The sequence below is a fragment of the Bradyrhizobium sp. LHD-71 genome (assembly GCF_031157255.1).
In the GTDB taxonomy this organism is placed as follows: Bacteria; Pseudomonadota; Alphaproteobacteria; order Rhizobiales; family Xanthobacteraceae; genus P52-10.
On record NZ_JAVIFX010000008.1, the window covers coordinates 152,924 to 170,503 of the forward strand.

A 17,580-nucleotide genomic window follows, 5' to 3' on the forward strand; every position below is an offset into this window, starting at 1 on the left:
GAACATGGAGTCTACGGTGCAATCGGGAAACGCTGCGATGCGATCGTACGGAGTGATGCCAGATGGCGCGGCGGTCGATCTCTACACGTTAGGGATAGAAACCGGACTGAAGGTTCAGGTCATCACCTACGGCGGCACGATCGTCGGAATCGAATCCGCGGACCGCAACGGCGCGCGCCGTAACGTCGTCCTCGCGCTGCCGTCGCTCGCCGAATACCTTGCGCAAGACAGCTACCTCGGTGCGCTAGTCGGCCGTTTTGCCAATCGGATTGGTGGCGCGTCGTTCGTCCTTGACGGAAGCGAGTACCACTTGTCTCGGAACGACGGTGATAACTGCCTTCATGGCGGACGAACAGGGTTTAACAAGGCGATCTGGAGCGTCGTTGATTGGACGGATAGCCCGGAACCGCACCTCACTCTTCGTCACTCCAGTCCAGACGGAGACCAGGGTTTCCCAGGGGCGGTCGCTCTTGAGGTGACCTATGTCGTGACCGGCGGGAATACATTGCGGATCGGCTATCAGGCCGAAGCTGATCGCCCGACCGTCGTGAATTTCACCAACCACTCGTATTTCAACTTAGGCGGTTCAGCGAATGCCGACATACTCGAACACGAACTGATGATCGCCGCTGAGCGTTTCACGCCGGTCGACAACCAACTCATCCCGATCGGACAGAGCCGCGATGTCGCGCACACGCCCTTCGATTTCCGGAAGCCGTATCCGATCGGCGCGCGCATCCGCCAGCGGGATGAGCAGCTCGAAGTCGCCCTTGGGTATGATCACAATTTCGTTCTCGGCCCGTCGCAGAAGGGTGAACTGCAGTTCGCCGCCCGCGCGCGCGATCCGCGCAGCGGACGTGTTCTCGAAGTGCACACCACGGAGCCGGCGGTTCAGTTTTACAGTGGCAACCATCTTGACGGAACGTTGCGCGGGCCGACCGGACAGGCTTATGGTCGCCACGCAGGTTTTTGCCTTGAAACGCAACACTTTCCGAATTCGCCGAACCAGCCAACCTTTCCATGCACGGTTTTGCGTCCAGGCGAGCGCTTTACGAGCACGACGGAATATCGCTTCGGCATCGAATGAATCGGGGGCGCCGTTACGTTGACGCTAACCGCCCTGCAGCCGGCAGTCGTCCGCTTTCTTCGGCCTGCGTTAGGGCAGCAGAAACTAAGGTAGCACCCGATCGCGCCGGGTAGTTGCCCGGCCGTGCTGAAAGAATCACATTGACCTGAGGGGGATGAACGGCTGCGAGGGCAATATGGATCGGTTCCAATCGAACGGGCGGCTGATCGCCGGTATTTCCTTTGATATCCCCGGCATGGGTTACAAGAATCCGCGGACCGGCACCATCGAGGGGTTCGAGGCGGATCTTGCGCGGGCCGTGGGCGAGAAGATCCTTGGCTCAGCAGAACGTGTCGACTTTTTCCAGGTCACCGACGCCGAGCGCATCGAGGATCTGCAGGAGGGGCGCGTCGATGTCGTCCTGTCCCAGTTGACGATCACGCCCGATCGCGCCGAGCAGGTGGATTTCTCCACGCCCTATTACGTGACGCGAGAGGGGCTACTCGTTCCGAAGGGCAGCCCGATCAGTCGTTTTGAGGATCTGAAAGGCAAGCGCATCGCGGTGACTGAGGGCTCGGTTTCACTGCGCAGGATGCGCAAAGCGCTTCCCTCTCTTAGCGGGGCCACGCTCGTCATCACACCGTTGAGTGCCGGGAACCTCGATGCGGTCGACAAGGGTGAAGCCGACGCAGCTTCGAACGACATGATCAATCTGACAATGATGCGTGCTGCCTCGGTCCATCCGGAGCGATATTCGATCATCGACATCGGCGACAAGTTCGACCCAAAGCCTTTCGGCATCGCCGTCAAGAAAGGCGATCGAGCTCTCCTCGACCTTCTCAACCAAGCGATCGAGGCTCTTGCGGCGCATGGTCAGATCGATCGACTGCTCGACAACGCTCTCGCAAATCTCGTTCGTCGCTAGGCTATGCCGTCGAGAATTTCTGCAGTGCGATCAACATGCAAGAGGCGCGATCGAGCCCGGCCGCCTTTCTCGAACGGCGATCGAGGCGATAGGCGGCCTATGGCAGCTTGCACGACGAGAACGTCATCAGTTGCCACTCATCACCTGCCTGTTTCAGGGTGTGATCCCGAACAGCGACGGCATGTGATGTGGCTTTCGATCATCATGCGGGAACGGGCAGATCTGCGATCTTGTATGATCAAGCAAGGATCGGTGGTGTTTCAATCCAGGATATCGATTACCGACGTCTTCGAGATTCCATAGAGCCAAACGTCACCTGCGGCCTTCATGTGCCGAATCCAGTGCGCTTCGGCGGCAGCGCCGTCGCGCGCCTCGATCAGTTCGATCAGCTTCTCTTGGGAACGGTAGCCGAATTGAATCTGCTTTCTCCGCGCCTCGCTCGTGGCAGACGTCTGACGCCGGTTAGAGAACTCGTGTTGACGCAACACGACGTCATATAGCGCCCGCCCCACCATGCCGAGGGCGACATTGCCGCATTCGTCGAGTAGCGTCGTATGAAAGTCGGTGATGGCGCGGGCGCGTGGCGCGTCGAGATCAGCGACCTCGCGTTCCCGCTGCAGTTGCTTGCGCAAGGCGGCAGCGGCGCGCTTCGAGTTCAACTCGGCGGCCCAGCGCGCGGCAGGCGGCTCGATGACCGATCGCGCCGCATAGATGTCCGCAAGCGTGGCGCCGCGGAACTGCAGCGTCAGGCCGGCCGCCTTCGCCAGTAATTCGGGACCCGGCGCGACCACGTGGGCGCCGCCGCGCGCTCCGCGCGAGATTCGCAAGAAGCCCTCGGATTCCAGAATGCGGATCGCTTCGCGCACCGTGGGGCGTGACACCTGATACTCGTCGACGAGCTCAGCTTCAGAGGCGAGCCTGTCGCCGGACTTCAGTTGACCGCGGATGATTGCCTTGCGAATTCTTCCGGCGATGATCTCGGCGGTCTTCGGCACGCGGATCGCGCTTGCTGCATTTCCGTACATCTGGTCCACCGAATCTCCGCCAAGTCGATCCCAGGCTGTATCCCGGCTCAGGGCAGCGAGCACAAGCCAAAACTCGGGCGACGGCAAACGCCTTGCACAGAGCGTGCTGTCGCGGTTTAATTAGCTAAATTATATAACGATATGGGGAGCCGCCAGATGGCGCTTGCGAATTCCATCCGTGAGACATTGACCTTACCGGTCATTTGCGCGCCGATGTTCCTGGTGACAGGGCCCGCGCTGGTGCGCGAAGCCTGTCTCGCCGGCGTGATCGGCGGCCTGCCGCGGCAGAACGCGCGCAGTTTCGAGGAGTTCGAGCGATGGGTCGATAAGATTCGTCAGGATCTTGATGAGGTCGCGAGACATGAACCCACACGGCGCATCGCGCCGATAGCGATCAACCTCAACACCCGCCTTCCGGCGGATGAGCTCGCGCGTAATCTCGCCGTCTGCGGCCGCAACGACGTCGAGATCATCATCACCGCGGCCGGCGATCCGACCGAGATCGTCAAGCGCGTGCACGACTGGGGCGGCAAGGTCTTCCACGACGTGACGAGCCTGCGCTTTGCCGAGAAGGCGATCGCGGCGGGCGTGGACGGGCTGACCTGCATCGGCGCTGGAGGTGGCGGTCATTCCGGCACGATCAGCCACCTCGCGCTGATTCCGCGTGTGCGGCAGATGTTCGACGGTACGATCATCATGGCGGGAGCGGTCTCAACCGGTGCTGTGGTCCGCGCCGCGGAAGTCCTGGGTGCCGATCTCGCCTACATGGGCACGCGCTTCATCGCTACGCAGGAATCCGACGCGCCGGAGGCCTACAAGACTCTGCTCGTCAGCCAGAGCTCGTCGGACCTGCTCTACACCGGCAGGATCGCGGGCGTACCGGCGAACTGGATGATGGAATCGATGCGGCAGAACGGCCTCGACCCATCAAACCTGCCGGCGCCAAAGGCCAAGGGCATGAGTCACGAGCATCTTCCCGCCAATGTGCGCCCCTGGAAGACGCTCTGGAGCGCTGGCCAGGGCATCGATCTGATCAAGGATATTCCGACGGTCGCCGAGCTCGTTCGACGCCTCCGTGCGGAATACGTCGAAGCCTGCCGTGCTCGCGACATGGCCGCCGCCGCGGGTCTCGTCGAGCAGGTGCTCGACGTGGCAAGGCCCTGAGCCTTCGCCAGCAGCGCGGGCCGGACGCCGCCGCGGACCTGCGCAAGACCTGATCCTCTCGCCATGCCGGCATGTGAAGCGGTTAATGACCGCCTTGACAAAGGCCGTTCTCGCATAAATAGTCAACTTAGTTAACTAATTAAGCGGAATGACAATGTCGAAGCTGGGCGAGTTCGTCCGCAGCGTGACGCAGATCGATCGATCGGCGCCGGCGATCGAATTCAAGGGCAACTGGACGAGCTGGGGCGACATCGCCGCGACGATGGACGGAATTGATGCCGCGCTCCTGCTGGCTGGGCTCGGGCCGGGAATCCGTGTCGGCGGGCTTCTGCGCAACGATCCCAGGATTGCAGCGTCAATTCTCGGTGTCATAGCCTCCGAACGCTGTGTGGTGACGCTTAATCCGCTGCTTCCCGACGAGCGCCTTTCAGCCGACGTCTTGCAGCTGCGGCCGCCGGCGCTGTTCGTCACTCCGGAAGACGTCCGCAGACCAGGCTTGCTGGCAGCGGCCACTGAAATTGGCTGCCTGGTGCTGCAATTGACCGGTGTGGCGGCGAATCCGGTCCGCCCGCTCGATGGATTCGATTCCATTGCCGCTGAGGACCTGCACATTCCCGCGCAGGGCGTCGGCATCGAGATGATGAGCAGCGGAACCACCGGCACGCCGAAGCGTATTCCGCTCGCGACGCGAACGCTGGAGGACGCGGTGTTCGGCGCCGCCGTCTTCGAGAAGCGCTCCGCCGAAGATCCGCCGAAGCTGCGGCGCGGGGTCCAGATTCTGAACGCGCCGTTCGCGCACATCAGCGGCATCTTTGGGTTGTTGAATTGTATCGTTGCCGGGCGCAGTAGCGTGCTGCTCGAACGATTCAGCGTGGCGGAATTCGTCGACGCGATCCGGCGGCACCGCCCCAACGTCGCCAGCGCGCCGCCTTCGGCGATGCGGATGATCCTGGAAGCGAACGTCGATAAGGGGGACTTTTCGAGCCTGGCGGCGTTTCGTTGCGGCACGGCGCCGTTGCCGCCGGAACTTGCGGATGCGTTCTATGAGCGGTTCGGCATTCCGGTCCTGCAGAATTACGGCGCGACAGAATTTGCGGGCGGCGTCGCCGGCTGGACCATCGCCGACCATCGCAACCACTATAAAGACAAGCGCGGTTCGGTCGGCCGGATGAACCCAGACTGCGAAGGGCGGGTCGTCGATCCCGACACCGGCGCCGTGCTCGATTCCGGCCAGGAGGGCTTGCTCGAGCTGCGCGCAAAGCATCTGGGTGACGGGAAATCGTGGATACGCACGACCGATCTCGCGGTTCTCGATGCCGAACGGTTTCTCTGGATCAAGGGGCGATTCGACAACGCCATCATCCGCGGCGGCTTCAAAGTATTTCCGGACGACATCGTGCGCGCGCTCGAAGCGCATCCCGCCGTGCGCGAAGCCGCCGTCGTCGCCCTGCCGGACGCGCGCCTCGGTCAGGTGCCGGTCGCCGCCTACATCGCCAAGTCGAATGCCGGTGCGCTGGACCCGGACGGTCTGCGCGCCTTCCTGCGCGAACGGCTGCTGCCCTATCAGGTGCCGGTCGAGATCCGAGAAGTTGCCGACTTGCCGCGGACGCCGTCGCTCAAGGTCAGTCAGCCCGAACTGCGCAAGCTGTTCGAGGTACGCACGGCGTGATCGCCGGAAGCCAGAACCACGATTGCAGATCTTTGGAGGAAAGACATGAGCACGGTCGCGGCAGAAAAAAAGCAAGGCAGCACTTACGGCGTTCTGACCGAGGAGGGCATCGCGCGGCTGAAGCAGCGCATCGGTGTCCAGTTCAACCGGCCGACGCCGCCGCATAATTACGAGGTCACCTGGGACGGTACGCGTCATTTTGCCTACGGCTATGGCGATGAAAATCCATTGTGGTGCGACCGCGAGTACGGCAAGTCGACGCGCTGGGGTGATTTGATCGCACCGCCCAATTTTCTCTACACCATGGGTGAATCGGACGCGCCGCCGCTTTCGGCGGAGCAGAAGGCGCTTCTGAAGGGCGATCCTCTGATCGGGCTCGGCTCGTATCAGGCGGTTATGGAGTTCGAGTGGTGGCAGCCGTTGCGCGCGGGTGACCGACTGAGGACACGTTCGGCGCTGATCGGTGTGATCGTGCGCGACAACAGCAAGTTCAGCGGCCGCACCGTGTCAGAGGTAAAGGGTTACATCTACCGCAATCAGAACGACGAGCTGACGTCGATCCAACGCGGCACCTGGATGCGGGCCGAGCGGCGCGCCTCGGCCGAACGCAAGAAAGAGTACGATCTGCCAAAGCCCTATACGAAGGAGCAGCTCGAACTGATCGACGCGACTTACGAGGCGGAAACGATCCGCGGGGCGAATCCGCTCTATTTCGAGGATGTGAAGGAGGGAGAGGCGCTGCCGACCATCGTGCGCGGCCCGATGCGCACCAGCGACCTGATCATCTGGCACATTGGTTGGGGCATGCAGCTCACGCCACCTGGCGCCTTCCGTCTCTCCTACAAGATCCGCAAGAAGGCGCCCGGCATGTACACGCCGAATCCGCTGGGCGTTCCCGACACCGTACAGCGGCTGCATTGGGAGAAGGAATGGGCCAATGAGCTTGGGATTCCGATCTCGTACGACTATGGCGGAATGCGGGAGACGTTTCTGACGAACCTTGTCACAAACTGGATGGGTGACGATGGCTGGCTCTGGAAGCTTTCCTGTCAGCACCGCAAGTTCGTCTACACCGGCGACACTTACTGGATAAAGGGCAAGGTCAAGCGGAAAGAGCAGAAGAACGACCGCAACGAGGTTCACATCGATATCTGGGTCGAGAACCAATGGGGCACGATTGTGACGCCGGGCGAAGCCGTGGTTCTGCTGCCGACCCGCAGCAAGTCTGTTGAGCTGCCGCGTCCGGCTGCGGACGACATCGACGCGATGTACGCCCATGAGGTGGAACGCTACGCGCAGGCGCGGTGACGAGGGTCGAAGCCATGAGTGGGACCTTCGAGATGATCCGCTACGAGGAGCACGGCAGTGTTGCGGTTATCACCTATGACCGGCAGGAGCGCCGGAACGCCTGGAGCGTCCCGATGTATCGCGAGACGGTGCAGGCGGTCGAGCGGGCGAATGCCAACGACACGATAGGCGCCATCGTCATCACAAACGCTGGCCCGGTGTTCTGCGCGGGACGCGACATGAAGATGCCGCCGGAGCCGCGCGATCCCGTCACCGGACGTATTGTCAACGTCGCTACGCTATCAATGGCGCAGGACGACAGCTGGCTGCACCTGATATCGCGCTCGAAGCCTGTGATTGCGGCTGTGCAGGGCGCCGCCGTCGGTCTCGGCGTCACACAAATTCTCTGCGCTGACATCCGCGTTGGCTCGCGGTCGTCGACCTATTCCTTTCCGTTCGTCTCGCTGGGGCTGATGCCGGAGCTCGGTGCGACTGCGCTTCTGCCGCGCTTGGTCGGACACGGCCGGGCGGTCGATCTCTGTCTCAGCGCCGCAAAGATCGACGCCGAAGAGGCGTTGCGCATCGGCCTGATCACGCGCGCGTTCGCCGATGACAGCTTTCTCGATGACGTCATGCGGTTCGCCTCGCAGATCGCAGCCTATCCGCCGCTGCAACTCCGACTGACCAAGCAGATGTTCGAGTCCAACGCGACGGTCTCCGACAAGAACGCGCTACTGCGAACGGAGGCCGATGCATTCGTGACGATGCTTCGAGCGCAGAAGAAAGCGGCGGCGGTGGAATGAGCACATCAATGGCTTTCGACAGGTAGAGTGAGACAGCAAATGGATCTGGCCTATTCGAGAGACTACGAGATCTTTCGGTCGGAGGTGCGTGCGTTCTTGCGGCAATATTGGGCTGGCCCAAATCGCGATCGCGCAAAACGCGCGGAGGAGGCGCGCGTCTTTCGCGAGGCGGCGATCGAGGCCGGATACCTCTATCGCAGCGTGCCGAAGATCTATGGCGGCTCGGAGCAAGTGGTCGACATCCTGAAAGGACAGATCATCCGTGAGGAGTTCGAGCGCGTGCGCGCGCCGCGCGAGGTCGATGGCGTCGGCGTTACGCTGCTGCTTCCGACCTTGCTGGAGCATGGGACGGCCGAACAGAAGGCGTGCTTCATTCCGCGCACCGTCACTGGCGAATTCGTCTGGGCGCAAGGCTACAGTGAGCCGTCGGCGGGCAGCGATCTTGCTTCGTTGCGCACCCGCGCGGAGTTAAAGGACGGCCGCTGGACCATCAACGGCCAGAAGATCTGGAGCTCGGGCGCGCATCTCGCCCGCTACATGTTCATGCTTGCGAGGACCGAGACGGCGGCGGCAAAACACGCCGGCATTTCCTATCTGTTGGTCGACCTCAAGCAGCCGGGTATCGACGTACGGCCGCTCAAGCAGATGACCGGCGGGGCCGAATTCTGCGAGGTGTTCTTCAACGATGCATGGACGCCGGCAGATTGGATCGTCGGTGAGCGCGCCAAGGGTTGGCGCGTGTCGCGCTCGACGTTAAAGCATGAGCGGAACTTTATCGGTGGCGTGGATCGGATCGCCAAGCCGTTCGAACGTCTCGTTGGACTCGCGAAACAGGCGCGGCTCGGCGACGCGCCGGCGATCGAGGACGCCGAGATCAGGCAGCGGCTGGCGAGGATCGCCGGCTCGGTCGCCGCTCTGACCTATTCGAGTTACCGGCAGACGTCGCTGGCGGCGCGTGGCGAAGATCCCGGGCTGATCCAGCTCCTGTTCAAGCTGTACGGAAGCAATGTCGGGCACGAGATCGCCCAGTGTGCACGCGAGCTGATGGGCGACAGCTTCCTCCTGGCGCCGATCGCGGACGGCGCGCGCAGTGACGGCATCGAGAAATGGAATCAGCAGTTCATGGGCTCAATCGCGGTCGCGATCGCAGGCGGCGCGTCGAATATCCAGCGCAACATCATCGCTGAACGCGGACTGGGCCTGCCGCGTTCGGTCAATTGAGGAGACAGGATGAATTTTGCGTTGAGCGAGCAGCAGCAGATGCTGCAGTCGACGGTGGCGGCTGCACTGGCAGCCGGCTTTCCGCCGCAGCGATTGCATTCGCTCATTAACCGGCGCGCCGACGACGGCGCGCATACGGAATTCGACGGGCTCGAACTGTGGGGGCTGCCGATCGATCCCAAGTATGGCGGCGCAGGTCTCGAGATGATCGACGCGGCGCTGGTCGCGGAATGTGTCGGCTTTGCCGCGGCCGCCGTGCCGATCGTCAACCACTGGCTGGTAGCGTTTGCGCTTTCACATGCATCCGACCGGGATATCGCGGCGAAATGGCTGCCGCAACTCGCCACCGGTAAGCTCAGAGGTACTGTGGCACTTGCCGAGGGTGAAAGCCGTTGGTTGCCGGACGACTGGACACTGCGCGGCGACGGCGGAACGCTCAACGGCGAAAAATGGTTCGTGGGCGACGTCGCGCCGAACGGGTTGATCGTGGTGGGGCTCGCCGGAGGCGAACTTGGCCTCGTCCTTCCCGACGCGTCCGGCATCGGCACAAAAGTGTTGGACGGTGTCGACCGGACGCGGTCGATGGCGCGGCTTCGCTTCACAGCCACGCCGTTCGTTCCGCTCGGCTGCGTGGCGGATGGCGCCGTGCGTCTGGTCGATGCCGCGTTGATCCTGACGGCCGCGGATGCCTTCGGCGGCGCGCGGCGGCTGCTGGAGATGACCACGGCGTATCTTGGCCAGCGCGAACAGTTCGGCATGCGGCTCGTCCAGTTTCAGGCGATCAAGCATCAGCTTGCCAATATCGCGCTCGAAGTCGAGCCATGTCGCGCGCTCTACTGGTATGCCGCACATGCCTTCGACCATCGTCGCGACGAATGCTCCGCCAGCGCCGCACTGGCGAAAGCGCACATATGCGATCGCTTCCTGCAGATGTCACGCGATTGCATCGAGCTGCACGGTGGCATCGGCTTCACCTGGGATTATGACGCTCAGATCTGGCTCAAGCGTGCGATGTTCGACGCGACAATCTACGGCTCGGCGAGGCGGCATCGAGAACGCTATGCGAGGCTGGTCGGCTGGTAGCGCGTATCCGGCTACGCGAAAAGAAAAGGGGAGGTGCTTCATGTCGGCTGCAAGGACATTGATGTTCGTTGCGGAGGTTGTGGCTGCCTCCTGCATGCTGCCGACGCACGGGGTGACGCAAGAGTGGCCGGCGCGGCCGATCACGCTGATCGTTCCATATACGGCCGGTGGCGCGACGGATTTGTACAGCCGGGCGCTCGCCGACTTCATGAATCGCAAGTACAGCTACACAGTCGTGGTCGATAACCGGCCGGGTGCCGGCGGCTTTCTGGGTGTGAACGCGGTGCAGACGTCGCAACCGAACGGCTACACTTTTGGCTATTTCTCCTCGTCGACGATGATTGGCTACAAGTTTCTGGGAAAGGATCTCGTGATCGGTCGCGACGTCGAAGCCGTTGCGCAGTTCCAGTCGACGGCGACGATCTCCGTCGTCAATCCGAAGGTCGTTCCGGTCAAGTCGCTCGGCGAGCTCGTTGCCTATCTAAAAACCAACCTCGGCACGAACTACGCGACGATCGGCGTCGGAAGTCTCAACCACATGACGATGAGCGCCTTCGCGAGGAAAGCGGGCCTCGACGTCACGCACATTCCCTACAAGGGTGGCGCGCCGGCAAGCGCCGCATTGATCGCGGGCGATGTCGGCATCGGCATCGGCATGGATCCGCCGTCCGTGCTGAGCCACATCGAGGCTGGTCGGCTGGTCCCGCTCGCCTCGTCAGGCGAGCAGCGGTTGCGGCGGTTGCCGGACCTGCCGACGGTTTATGAGGCAGGCTTCCCCGATCTTGGCGGCACGACGTTCGGCGGAATCATCGCTCCGAAAAACACACCGGCGGAGATCCTCAGTCGCTTCACCCGGATCATCGATGAAGCAAGCAAGGATCCGGCCTTCGTCGAAAGACTGCAGATGGGCGGCTCGGAGGTGAGCTTCGCCGATGCGAAAACCTTTCAGGATGCGCTGAATTCCGAATCCGAACGGCTCGGCAGGATCATTGTCGAGAATAACATCAAACCCGAGTGAAGCTGCTCGTTACGCCTCGCTTCGAGCGACGTCGGTTCGGCATCTCAATCCGATGCGATCTCCATTGCGGCGCTGGCGCGACGCAGCACCGGATCGAATGGATTGATCTGCGCAGAAATTGCCGAAACTGCGGCCTTCAGCAGGTGAGCGATGATGCTGCTGCGTTCGGGCGTCAGATGGTCCACGGGGCTGCCGATGCTGAGCGCAGCGACCGCGCGTCCTTCGCGATCCAGGATTGGCACGCCAATGCCGGTCATGCCGGGGAAGACGCCTGACGGCCTGTCGCAATGGCCCTGCTGCGCCACGCGGGCAAGCTGGGCGCGGAGCGTTGCTTCATCGGTGCCGTTAACCTCGCGCAAGCGCGGCAAGTTGTGGCGGATGACCTCGTCCTGCTCGTCCTGTGGCAGGAAGGCGAGGATCGCCATCGCGCCTTGACCCATGCCAAGCGGTACACGCCCGCCGATGTCGCCGGTGAACGAGCGGATCGGCAGGCGCCCCGTGCTGCGATCAATGCACACCGCTTCATAGCCGTCCCGTACAAGCAGGAAGTGCGTTTCGCCGAGTGATTCAGTCAAGCGCAACAGCACCGGCCGGCAGATCTGGCGCAGTCCCAAGCGATTGCCCGCGCGCGCGGCGAGCTCGAACAGGCTGAGGGCCAGCGTATAGCGTTTGCTGCGAGCATCGAAGTCGACCAGCTTTTCCTCGACCAGGCTGCGGAGCACGCGATGCACGCTCGGACGCGGTAGCCCGATTGCCTGGGCCAGCTCAGTCAGGCGCATGCCCGCAACGCCGCTCTGCGCGAGAATGCGCAACAGACCTGCCGCGCGATGCAGGACACCGGCGGTCTCGGGCAGGTCGCGCACGTTGCCTGTTCGACCGTTCCTCTTGTCCATTTTTTGAGCCATGGAGAGCGCACTCCCCGACGAAGTTATCGCTATACGAAAAGAATGCAACATTGTGCTCGGTGAGAGAAATTTCGTCTTGCGCAGGCTATTGGCTGATTAAACAATGCCGACAGCGATCCTCTGGAGCGGTGCGGCATGGGGCGTTGGCGCGTCGGCGTAGACTCGGGTGGGACATTTACCGACGTCTGTCTCTTCGATGAAGAAGAAGGGCGGATGGAGGTTTGGAAAGTCTCCTCCACGCCGGACGATCCGTCCCGCGGCATCGCGCAAGGCGTCGAAGAAGGCATGCGGCGCGTTGCTCCCGGTGCAGTGCAACCTGGCGCGACGGTAACGTATTTCGGTCACGGCACGACGGTCGCGACGAATGCGCTGATCCAGCATCGCGGCGTCCGCACAGGGCTGGTCACGACGGACGGCTTTCGCGATCTGCTGGAGATCGGCCGGCAGAAGCGTCCGGATCTCTACGATATGCAGGCAGACAAGCCGCCGACGCTGGTTCCGCGGGATCTCCGCATAGAGGTGCCAGAGCGGGTGCGGCACGACGGAAAGATCGACCTGCCGCTGGATGAGAAGCGCATGCGCGCAGCAGCAAAAGCGCTGAAGGCAGCCGGGGTCGAAGCAGTTACGGTCTCCTTCCTGTACGGTTTCATCCGGCCGGAGCACGAGATGCGCGCCGTTGAAATCCTGCGCGAGGAAATGCCGGGCGTCTTCATCAGCGCAGGACACGAGATCGCGCCGGAATTCCGGGAGTTCGAGCGCCTCTCTACGGTGGTGCTGAACGCCTATCTCGGCCCGGTCATGCGCAACTACATCGAGCGCCTGACGCCTCGCCTGCGTGAACTCGGAATGGAAGCGACACCACACCTGACCCAGTCGAACGGTGGCGTCATCGGTTTCGGCACTGCGGCGAAGATGCCGGTGCGTGCGGTCCTTTCCGGGCCGTCCACCGGTGTCGTAGGCGCGCAGGCGATCGGAACGCTGGCGGGCTTTACGGATCTCATCACGTTCGACATGGGCGGCACGTCGACCGATGTGGCGTTGCTGAACGACGGGACATGCAAGCTGGCCTCGGAGGCGACCGTGCACGGCTATCCCATCAAGGCGCCGATGCTCGACATCCACACAGTCGGCGCCGGCGGCGGCTCGATTGCCTATATCGATGCGGGAGGCCTCCTGAAAGTCGGGCCGCGAAGCTGCGGCGCCGATCCGGGGCCGGTCTGCTATGGACGCGGCAACAAGGAGCCGGCGACAACCGACGCCAATGTCGTTTTGCAGACCCTCAATCCGGAATACCTGCTCGCGGGTCGCATGAAGGTTGATCAGGGACTGGCCAAGCAGGCGATCGGCAGGCTTGCCCAACGTCTCGGGCTGGGCCTGATGGAAACGGCGCAGGGGATCATCTCGGTCGTCACAGCAAATATGGCGCGAGCCATTCGCGTGATCTCGGTTCAGCGCGGCTACGACCCGCGCGATTACACCATGCTGGCCTTCGGCGGCGCCGGGCCGCTGCACGCGGCGCGGCTCGCACTCGAGCTCGACATGAAGCGCGTACTGATACCGCGCAATCCAGGCATCCTGTGCGCCATGGGCCTGCTGCTGACAGACCTGCGTGCGGATTTTGCCGCGACCAAGCTGCTGCCGGCGACAAATGCGTCGGTAGACGATGTCGTTTCGGCCTTCAAAGGGCTCACCGAACGCGCGGGCGAATGGTTCGTGCACGAGAAGGTTGCACCGGCAGACAGGCGTCTCAGTCGTACGGCGGACATGCGCTATGCCGGTCAGAACTACGAGCTGGCCGTGCCGCTGCCGGAAGGGCCAGTGACAGCGGTGACGATCGCTGCGCTCGCAGACGGCTTCGCCGAAGCGCACCGGCAGCGCTACGGTTTCGTCGCGGAGGGCGAGCCAGTGCAGATCGTGACGCTGCGTCTGGAGGCCGCGGGCCGTGTGCGCAAGGCGGAGTTGCAGGCCTTTGACGATGCGGGCAAGGATGCAAGTCGCGCCGTCGTCGGCATGCGTGACGTCTGGTTCCCCGAGGCCGGCGGCTTCGTGCCTACGCCGATCTACGGCCGTGACGAACTGCTCGCCGGCAACGCCTTTACCGGGCCTGCTATTGTCGAGCAGATGGACACCACGACTGTCGTGCTGCCGGGAATGCATGCGCGGGTGGATGCCTATTTGAACCTCGTTCTCGAGGTGGCGCCATGAACGACGTCTCTGTGCCTGACGCTGCCGTGCTGGACCCGATCACGATCGAGGTCATCGGCGCCGCGCTCTCGTCCATCGTCGAGGAGACAGGGGAGGCGCTGATCCGAGCGTCCTACTCCACGAACATCAAAGAGCGGCGGGACTGCTCGACCGCGCTGTTCGACACCGCAGGCAACACGCTCTGCCAGGCGGAGCACATCCCGATTCATCTCGGCAGCTTCATCGGCATCGTGCCGCATATCCTCAAGCTGCACCGCGTCGAGGATATGAGACCGGGTGACGTCTTTGTTGGCAACGATGCGTACGAGGGCGGCGGCACGCACTTGCCTGACATCGTGCTTGCCGAGCCGATCTTTGTGGAGGCGCGCATTGCCGCCTGGACGGTGAACCTGGCGCACCATGCCGATTTTGCCGATCGCGGGCACGCGCACATCTACCAGGAAGGACTCCGCATTCCGCCCGTGCGGCTCTATCGCGGGGGTGAACTGCAGAAGGACGTGCTCGACCTCATTCTGCTGAACTGCCAGGTGCCGCGTGAACGGCTCTCCGACCTTCGTGCGCAGATGGCGGCGAACCGCGTCGGCGTGCAGCGCTTCCAGGCGCTCTGTGCGAAGTACGGCACGACCACGGTGATGGCAGCAGGGGCGGCGCTGCTCGATTATGCCGAGCGCAAGATGCGGGCCGGCATCGCCGCGATCCCTGACGGGATCTGGACGTTTGCGGATGTTTTCGAGAGCACAGAAGTGCCGGAGCATCTGCCGCTTCAGGTCAAAGTGACAGTTGAGGGCGACTCGATGTCGTTGCACTTCGACAGTCCGCCGCAGCTGCGCGCCGGACTGAACATGACCTGGACCGCGCTCGCTGCGACCGCCTACTACGTCGTGAAGTCGGTGGTGGATCCGACGATCCTTCCAAATGCTGGCCTGGCGCGGCCGCTGACCGTGACAGCGCCAGCAGGCACTGTTCTGAACTGTACGCATCCTGCGGCGGTCAACGGACGGGTGCAGACCTGTCAGCGCGTCTCCGATCTCATCATTGGTGCGCTGGCGCAGGCCGTCCCGGATCGCGTGACCGCCTGTTCCAACTCCGTCTGCACCGTCGCGACCTTCATCGGGCAGAAGCCGGAGGACGGTTCGATCTGGGTCTATCTCGAGACCATGGGCGGTGGCGCCGGAGCACGTGCGACAAAGGACGGGATGGACGGCGTGCACGTGCACGTAACCAACACCTCCAACCTTCCGGTAGAGGCGTTGGAGACGGAGTATCCGCTCACTTTGTTGCGCTATGAGCTGGTGGATGGCTCGGGCGGCGTGGGCACCTATCGCGGCGGCATGGGACTGAGGCGCGTCTACCGCGCGGACGCAGACTGCCGGGTGCGAGTGGATGTCTCGCGGCTGACGTCGGAGTCCTGGGGCCTGCTGGGTGGCGGTCCGGGGGGCCACGGCGCCGTGGAGTGCGGCCCTGGCGTCGTGTTCGATCGAGACAATGCCGTACTGAAGGCCGGACAATGGTTTGCCGTGGTGAGTCCCGGCGCCGGCGGCTACGGTCCGCCGGAGAAACGCGTGCGCGAAGCTGTGGCACGCGATCTGGCCGAAGCCGTCATCACCGAAACAACCGCGCGGGAGGTCTATCGCTATCGCGCCTGAACAGAGACACGTCTGGCAAGGAGAAGGAGAAGAACGCAATGAGTGCATCCGTTTCCCGCCGCGCCGTTCTGGCTGGCGCTGCCGCTCTGCCGTTTCTCCGCGGGGCTCGGGCCCACGCCGCTAGTCCGGGAGTGCTGACATTCGGCCTGTCGAGCTTTCCCCCCAGCATCCAGCCGTGGCAGAACACCGGCACCGCCGCTGCGACGGTGAAGCTGATGATCTATCGTGGGCTCACCTCCTACGCGCTGGACGGTTCGTTGCGTGGCGAGTTGGCAGAATCCTGGAATACCCACGGTGAGACCGGTTGGGAGTTCAAGCTTCGCGACGCGCGCTTCCAGAACGGCGAGAAGGTCACATCGGCTGACGTGAAGTGGACAATCGAGCAGATTGCCGCCGAACGCTCCACCGCCTATTTTCGCGCCGAGATGCAGCGGGTGGCGAAGGTGGAAACACCCGATGATCGCACGGTCCGCATCGTCATGAGGAGCCCGGTGGCGACGCTGCCGGTATGGATGGCGTCCTATCACCTGCCGATCATCTCGCGGAATTCCCCGCAAGGAAGTTTCGTTGGGGCCGGCCCCTTCGTCCTGGATGCGCAGGAGCGCGGCGTCTCGCTGGAGCTCAAGCCGTTCAAGGGGTTTTACCGCGCCGGTCTGCCGAAGCTTACGGGAATTAGCGCCGTCGCGTATCAGGACGAGAGCCTGCGCGTCGCGGCACTGCGTTCGGGCGATGTCGACCTGATCGAATATGTCCCCTGGCAAGCGATGGACTCGATCGCCGCCGATGGTGCGTTGAACCTCGACACAGTCGACGGCGCCTTCATGTTCCTGATCTTCAACGGTGCGCGGCCGCCGTTCAACGATGCGCGGGTGCGCAAGGCGGTGGCACACGCCATCAGGCGCGACGAACTGGTGCGCGCGGCCTTCTTCGGGCGCGGCTCGCCGCTCATGCAGCTTCCCATCGCCACTTCCAGTCCTTTCTACAATGCGGAGTTCAAGCAGGGGTGGAACCACGATCCGGATCTGTCGAAGCGACTCCTTGCGGAAGCGGGCCACGCGAACGGTTTCTCCTGCTCGCTATTGTCCACTGCGCAGTATGGCATGCACAAGGATACTGCCGAGGTGGTGCAGCAACATCTCGCCGCCGTCGGCATCCGCGCCGAATTGAACCTGCCGGACTGGTCGACGCGCGTCTCCATCGGCAATCGCGGCCAGTACGATGTCGCCGTGATGGGCACCGCCGCGGACAGCAATGACCCTGATGGCATCGCCAACTTCATCGACGGCTCGCTCTCGCCGTCCTACGTCCGCAGCCATGGTTTGAAGATCGACCGCATCACCGAGCTACTCGCAGCCGGTCGCACCGAGTTCGATGACGCCAAGCGTCGCGCCATCTATCGGGACATGGAAGGCACAGCGATCGAGCAGGTGCCGATGGTCGGATTGACCTGGCGGAGCCAGGGCTATGCGATGCGCAAGGGCGTGACCGGTTTCAAGAACCTGCCGGGCGCGTTGACCTTCTATTCGGGCCTGACGTTCGAAACGGCGGAAGTGGCCTAAAGCC

The 17,580-nt window shown here is 63.0% G+C and carries 14 protein-coding genes; 12 read left to right on the top strand and 2 right to left on the bottom strand.

All coding sequences use genetic code 11. The features are described from left to right. The first annotated feature begins 37 nt into the window (after nt 1-37). Entirely contained in the window at nt 38-1,087 is a 1,050-nt protein-coding gene (locus tag RCO31_RS11105) for an aldose epimerase family protein (RefSeq protein WP_308968384.1), read from the top strand. A gap of 175 nt (nt 1,088-1,262) precedes the next feature. Continuing rightward, complete coding sequence (locus RCO31_RS11110; protein ID WP_308968385.1) at nt 1,263-1,991, top strand: transporter substrate-binding domain-containing protein; 729 nt, start codon at nt 1,263-1,265, stop codon at nt 1,989-1,991. A gap of 260 nt (nt 1,992-2,251) precedes the next feature. On the opposite strand, the gene RCO31_RS11115 is transcribed toward RCO31_RS11110, so the two are convergent. Beyond that, nucleotides 2,252-3,016 (bottom strand): FCD domain-containing protein, encoded by a 765-nt coding sequence (locus RCO31_RS11115; protein WP_308968458.1) that lies wholly within the window; start codon nt 3,014-3,016, stop codon nt 2,252-2,254. Between the two features lie 156 nt (nt 3,017-3,172). Here RCO31_RS11115 and RCO31_RS11120 point away from each other — a divergent pair, with 156 nt between their 5' ends. From RCO31_RS11120 to RCO31_RS11150, 7 genes are all read left to right on the top strand, one after another. Then, nucleotides 3,173-4,180 (top strand): nitronate monooxygenase, encoded by a 1,008-nt coding sequence (locus RCO31_RS11120; protein WP_308968386.1) that lies wholly within the window; start codon nt 3,173-3,175, stop codon nt 4,178-4,180. Nucleotides 4,181-4,334: 154 nt separating this feature from the next. Beyond that, on the top strand, nt 4,335-5,849 hold the full coding sequence (locus tag RCO31_RS11125) for a fatty acid--CoA ligase family protein (protein ID WP_308968387.1): 1,515 nt from the start codon (nt 4,335-4,337) through the stop codon (nt 5,847-5,849). Nucleotides 5,850-5,894: 45 nt separating this feature from the next. Continuing rightward, nucleotides 5,895-7,157, top strand: coding sequence for a MaoC family dehydratase N-terminal domain-containing protein (locus RCO31_RS11130; RefSeq protein ID WP_308968388.1), 1,263 nt, complete (start codon nt 5,895-5,897; stop codon nt 7,155-7,157). A gap of 14 nt (nt 7,158-7,171) precedes the next feature. Beyond that, nucleotides 7,172-7,939 (top strand): enoyl-CoA hydratase/isomerase family protein, encoded by a 768-nt coding sequence (locus RCO31_RS11135; RefSeq protein WP_308968389.1) that lies wholly within the window; start codon nt 7,172-7,174, stop codon nt 7,937-7,939. 39 nt (nt 7,940-7,978) lie between these two features. Continuing rightward, nucleotides 7,979-9,160 carry an acyl-CoA dehydrogenase family protein gene (locus RCO31_RS11140; protein ID WP_308968390.1) on the top strand — a complete coding sequence of 394 codons (1,182 nt, stop codon included), beginning with the start codon at nt 7,979-7,981 and terminating at the stop codon, nt 9,158-9,160. A gap of 9 nt (nt 9,161-9,169) precedes the next feature. Continuing rightward, entirely contained in the window at nt 9,170-10,243 is a 1,074-nt protein-coding gene (locus RCO31_RS11145) for an acyl-CoA dehydrogenase family protein (protein WP_308968391.1), read from the top strand. Nucleotides 10,244-10,283: 40 nt separating this feature from the next. Continuing rightward, the gene (locus RCO31_RS11150) at nt 10,284-11,261 is read left to right on the top strand and encodes a tripartite tricarboxylate transporter substrate binding protein (RefSeq protein WP_308968392.1); all 978 of its coding nucleotides are present in this window, start codon (nt 10,284-10,286) and stop codon (nt 11,259-11,261) included. A 44-nt stretch (nt 11,262-11,305) separates the two neighbouring features. Here the strand turns inward: RCO31_RS11150 and RCO31_RS11155 are convergent, their stop codons facing one another. Next, entirely contained in the window at nt 11,306-12,166 is an 861-nt protein-coding gene (locus RCO31_RS11155; RefSeq protein ID WP_308968393.1) for an IclR family transcriptional regulator, read from the bottom strand. Nucleotides 12,167-12,301: 135 nt separating this feature from the next. Here RCO31_RS11155 and RCO31_RS11160 point away from each other — a divergent pair, with 135 nt between their 5' ends. From RCO31_RS11160 to RCO31_RS11170, 3 genes are read left to right on the top strand one after another with little or no spacing between them, the layout of a single operon-like run. After that, nucleotides 12,302-14,371: a hydantoinase/oxoprolinase family protein gene (locus RCO31_RS11160; RefSeq protein WP_308968394.1), complete on the top strand. Its 2,070-nt coding sequence runs from the start codon at nt 12,302-12,304 to the stop codon at nt 14,369-14,371. Next, on the top strand, nt 14,368-16,017 hold the full coding sequence (locus RCO31_RS11165; protein ID WP_308968395.1) for a hydantoinase B/oxoprolinase family protein: 1,650 nt from the start codon (nt 14,368-14,370) through the stop codon (nt 16,015-16,017). The genes RCO31_RS11160 and RCO31_RS11165 overlap by 4 nt, the downstream gene beginning before the upstream one ends. Nucleotides 16,018-16,055: 38 nt before the next feature. Further along, complete coding sequence (locus RCO31_RS11170) at nt 16,056-17,576, top strand: ABC transporter substrate-binding protein (RefSeq protein ID WP_308968396.1); 1,521 nt, start codon at nt 16,056-16,058, stop codon at nt 17,574-17,576. Nucleotides 17,577-17,580 lie beyond the last annotated feature (4 nt).

Bases quoted from the DNA above. Each gene is read 5' to 3' on its own strand.
- RCO31_RS11105 (WP_308968384.1), top strand. From the start codon at position 38: ATGCGATCGTACGGAGTGATGCCAGATGGCGCGGCGGTCGATCTCTAC.
- RCO31_RS11110 (WP_308968385.1), top strand. From the start codon at position 1,263: ATGGATCGGTTCCAATCGAACGGGCGGCTGATCGCCGGTATTTCCTTT.
- RCO31_RS11115 (WP_308968458.1), bottom strand. From the start codon at position 3,016: ATGTACGGAAATGCAGCAAGCGCGATCCGCGTGCCGAAGACCGCCGAG.
- RCO31_RS11120 (WP_308968386.1), top strand. From the start codon at position 3,173: ATGGCGCTTGCGAATTCCATCCGTGAGACATTGACCTTACCGGTCATT.
- RCO31_RS11125 (WP_308968387.1), top strand. From the start codon at position 4,335: ATGTCGAAGCTGGGCGAGTTCGTCCGCAGCGTGACGCAGATCGATCGA.
- RCO31_RS11130 (WP_308968388.1), top strand. From the start codon at position 5,895: ATGAGCACGGTCGCGGCAGAAAAAAAGCAAGGCAGCACTTACGGCGTT.
- RCO31_RS11135 (WP_308968389.1), top strand. From the start codon at position 7,172: ATGAGTGGGACCTTCGAGATGATCCGCTACGAGGAGCACGGCAGTGTT.
- RCO31_RS11140 (WP_308968390.1), top strand. From the start codon at position 7,979: ATGGATCTGGCCTATTCGAGAGACTACGAGATCTTTCGGTCGGAGGTG.
- RCO31_RS11145 (WP_308968391.1), top strand. From the start codon at position 9,170: ATGAATTTTGCGTTGAGCGAGCAGCAGCAGATGCTGCAGTCGACGGTG.
- RCO31_RS11150 (WP_308968392.1), top strand. From the start codon at position 10,284: ATGTCGGCTGCAAGGACATTGATGTTCGTTGCGGAGGTTGTGGCTGCC.
- RCO31_RS11155 (WP_308968393.1), bottom strand. From the start codon at position 12,166: ATGGCTCAAAAAATGGACAAGAGGAACGGTCGAACAGGCAACGTGCGC.
- RCO31_RS11160 (WP_308968394.1), top strand. From the start codon at position 12,302: ATGGGGCGTTGGCGCGTCGGCGTAGACTCGGGTGGGACATTTACCGAC.
- RCO31_RS11165 (WP_308968395.1), top strand. From the start codon at position 14,368: ATGAACGACGTCTCTGTGCCTGACGCTGCCGTGCTGGACCCGATCACG.
- RCO31_RS11170 (WP_308968396.1), top strand. From the start codon at position 16,056: ATGAGTGCATCCGTTTCCCGCCGCGCCGTTCTGGCTGGCGCTGCCGCT.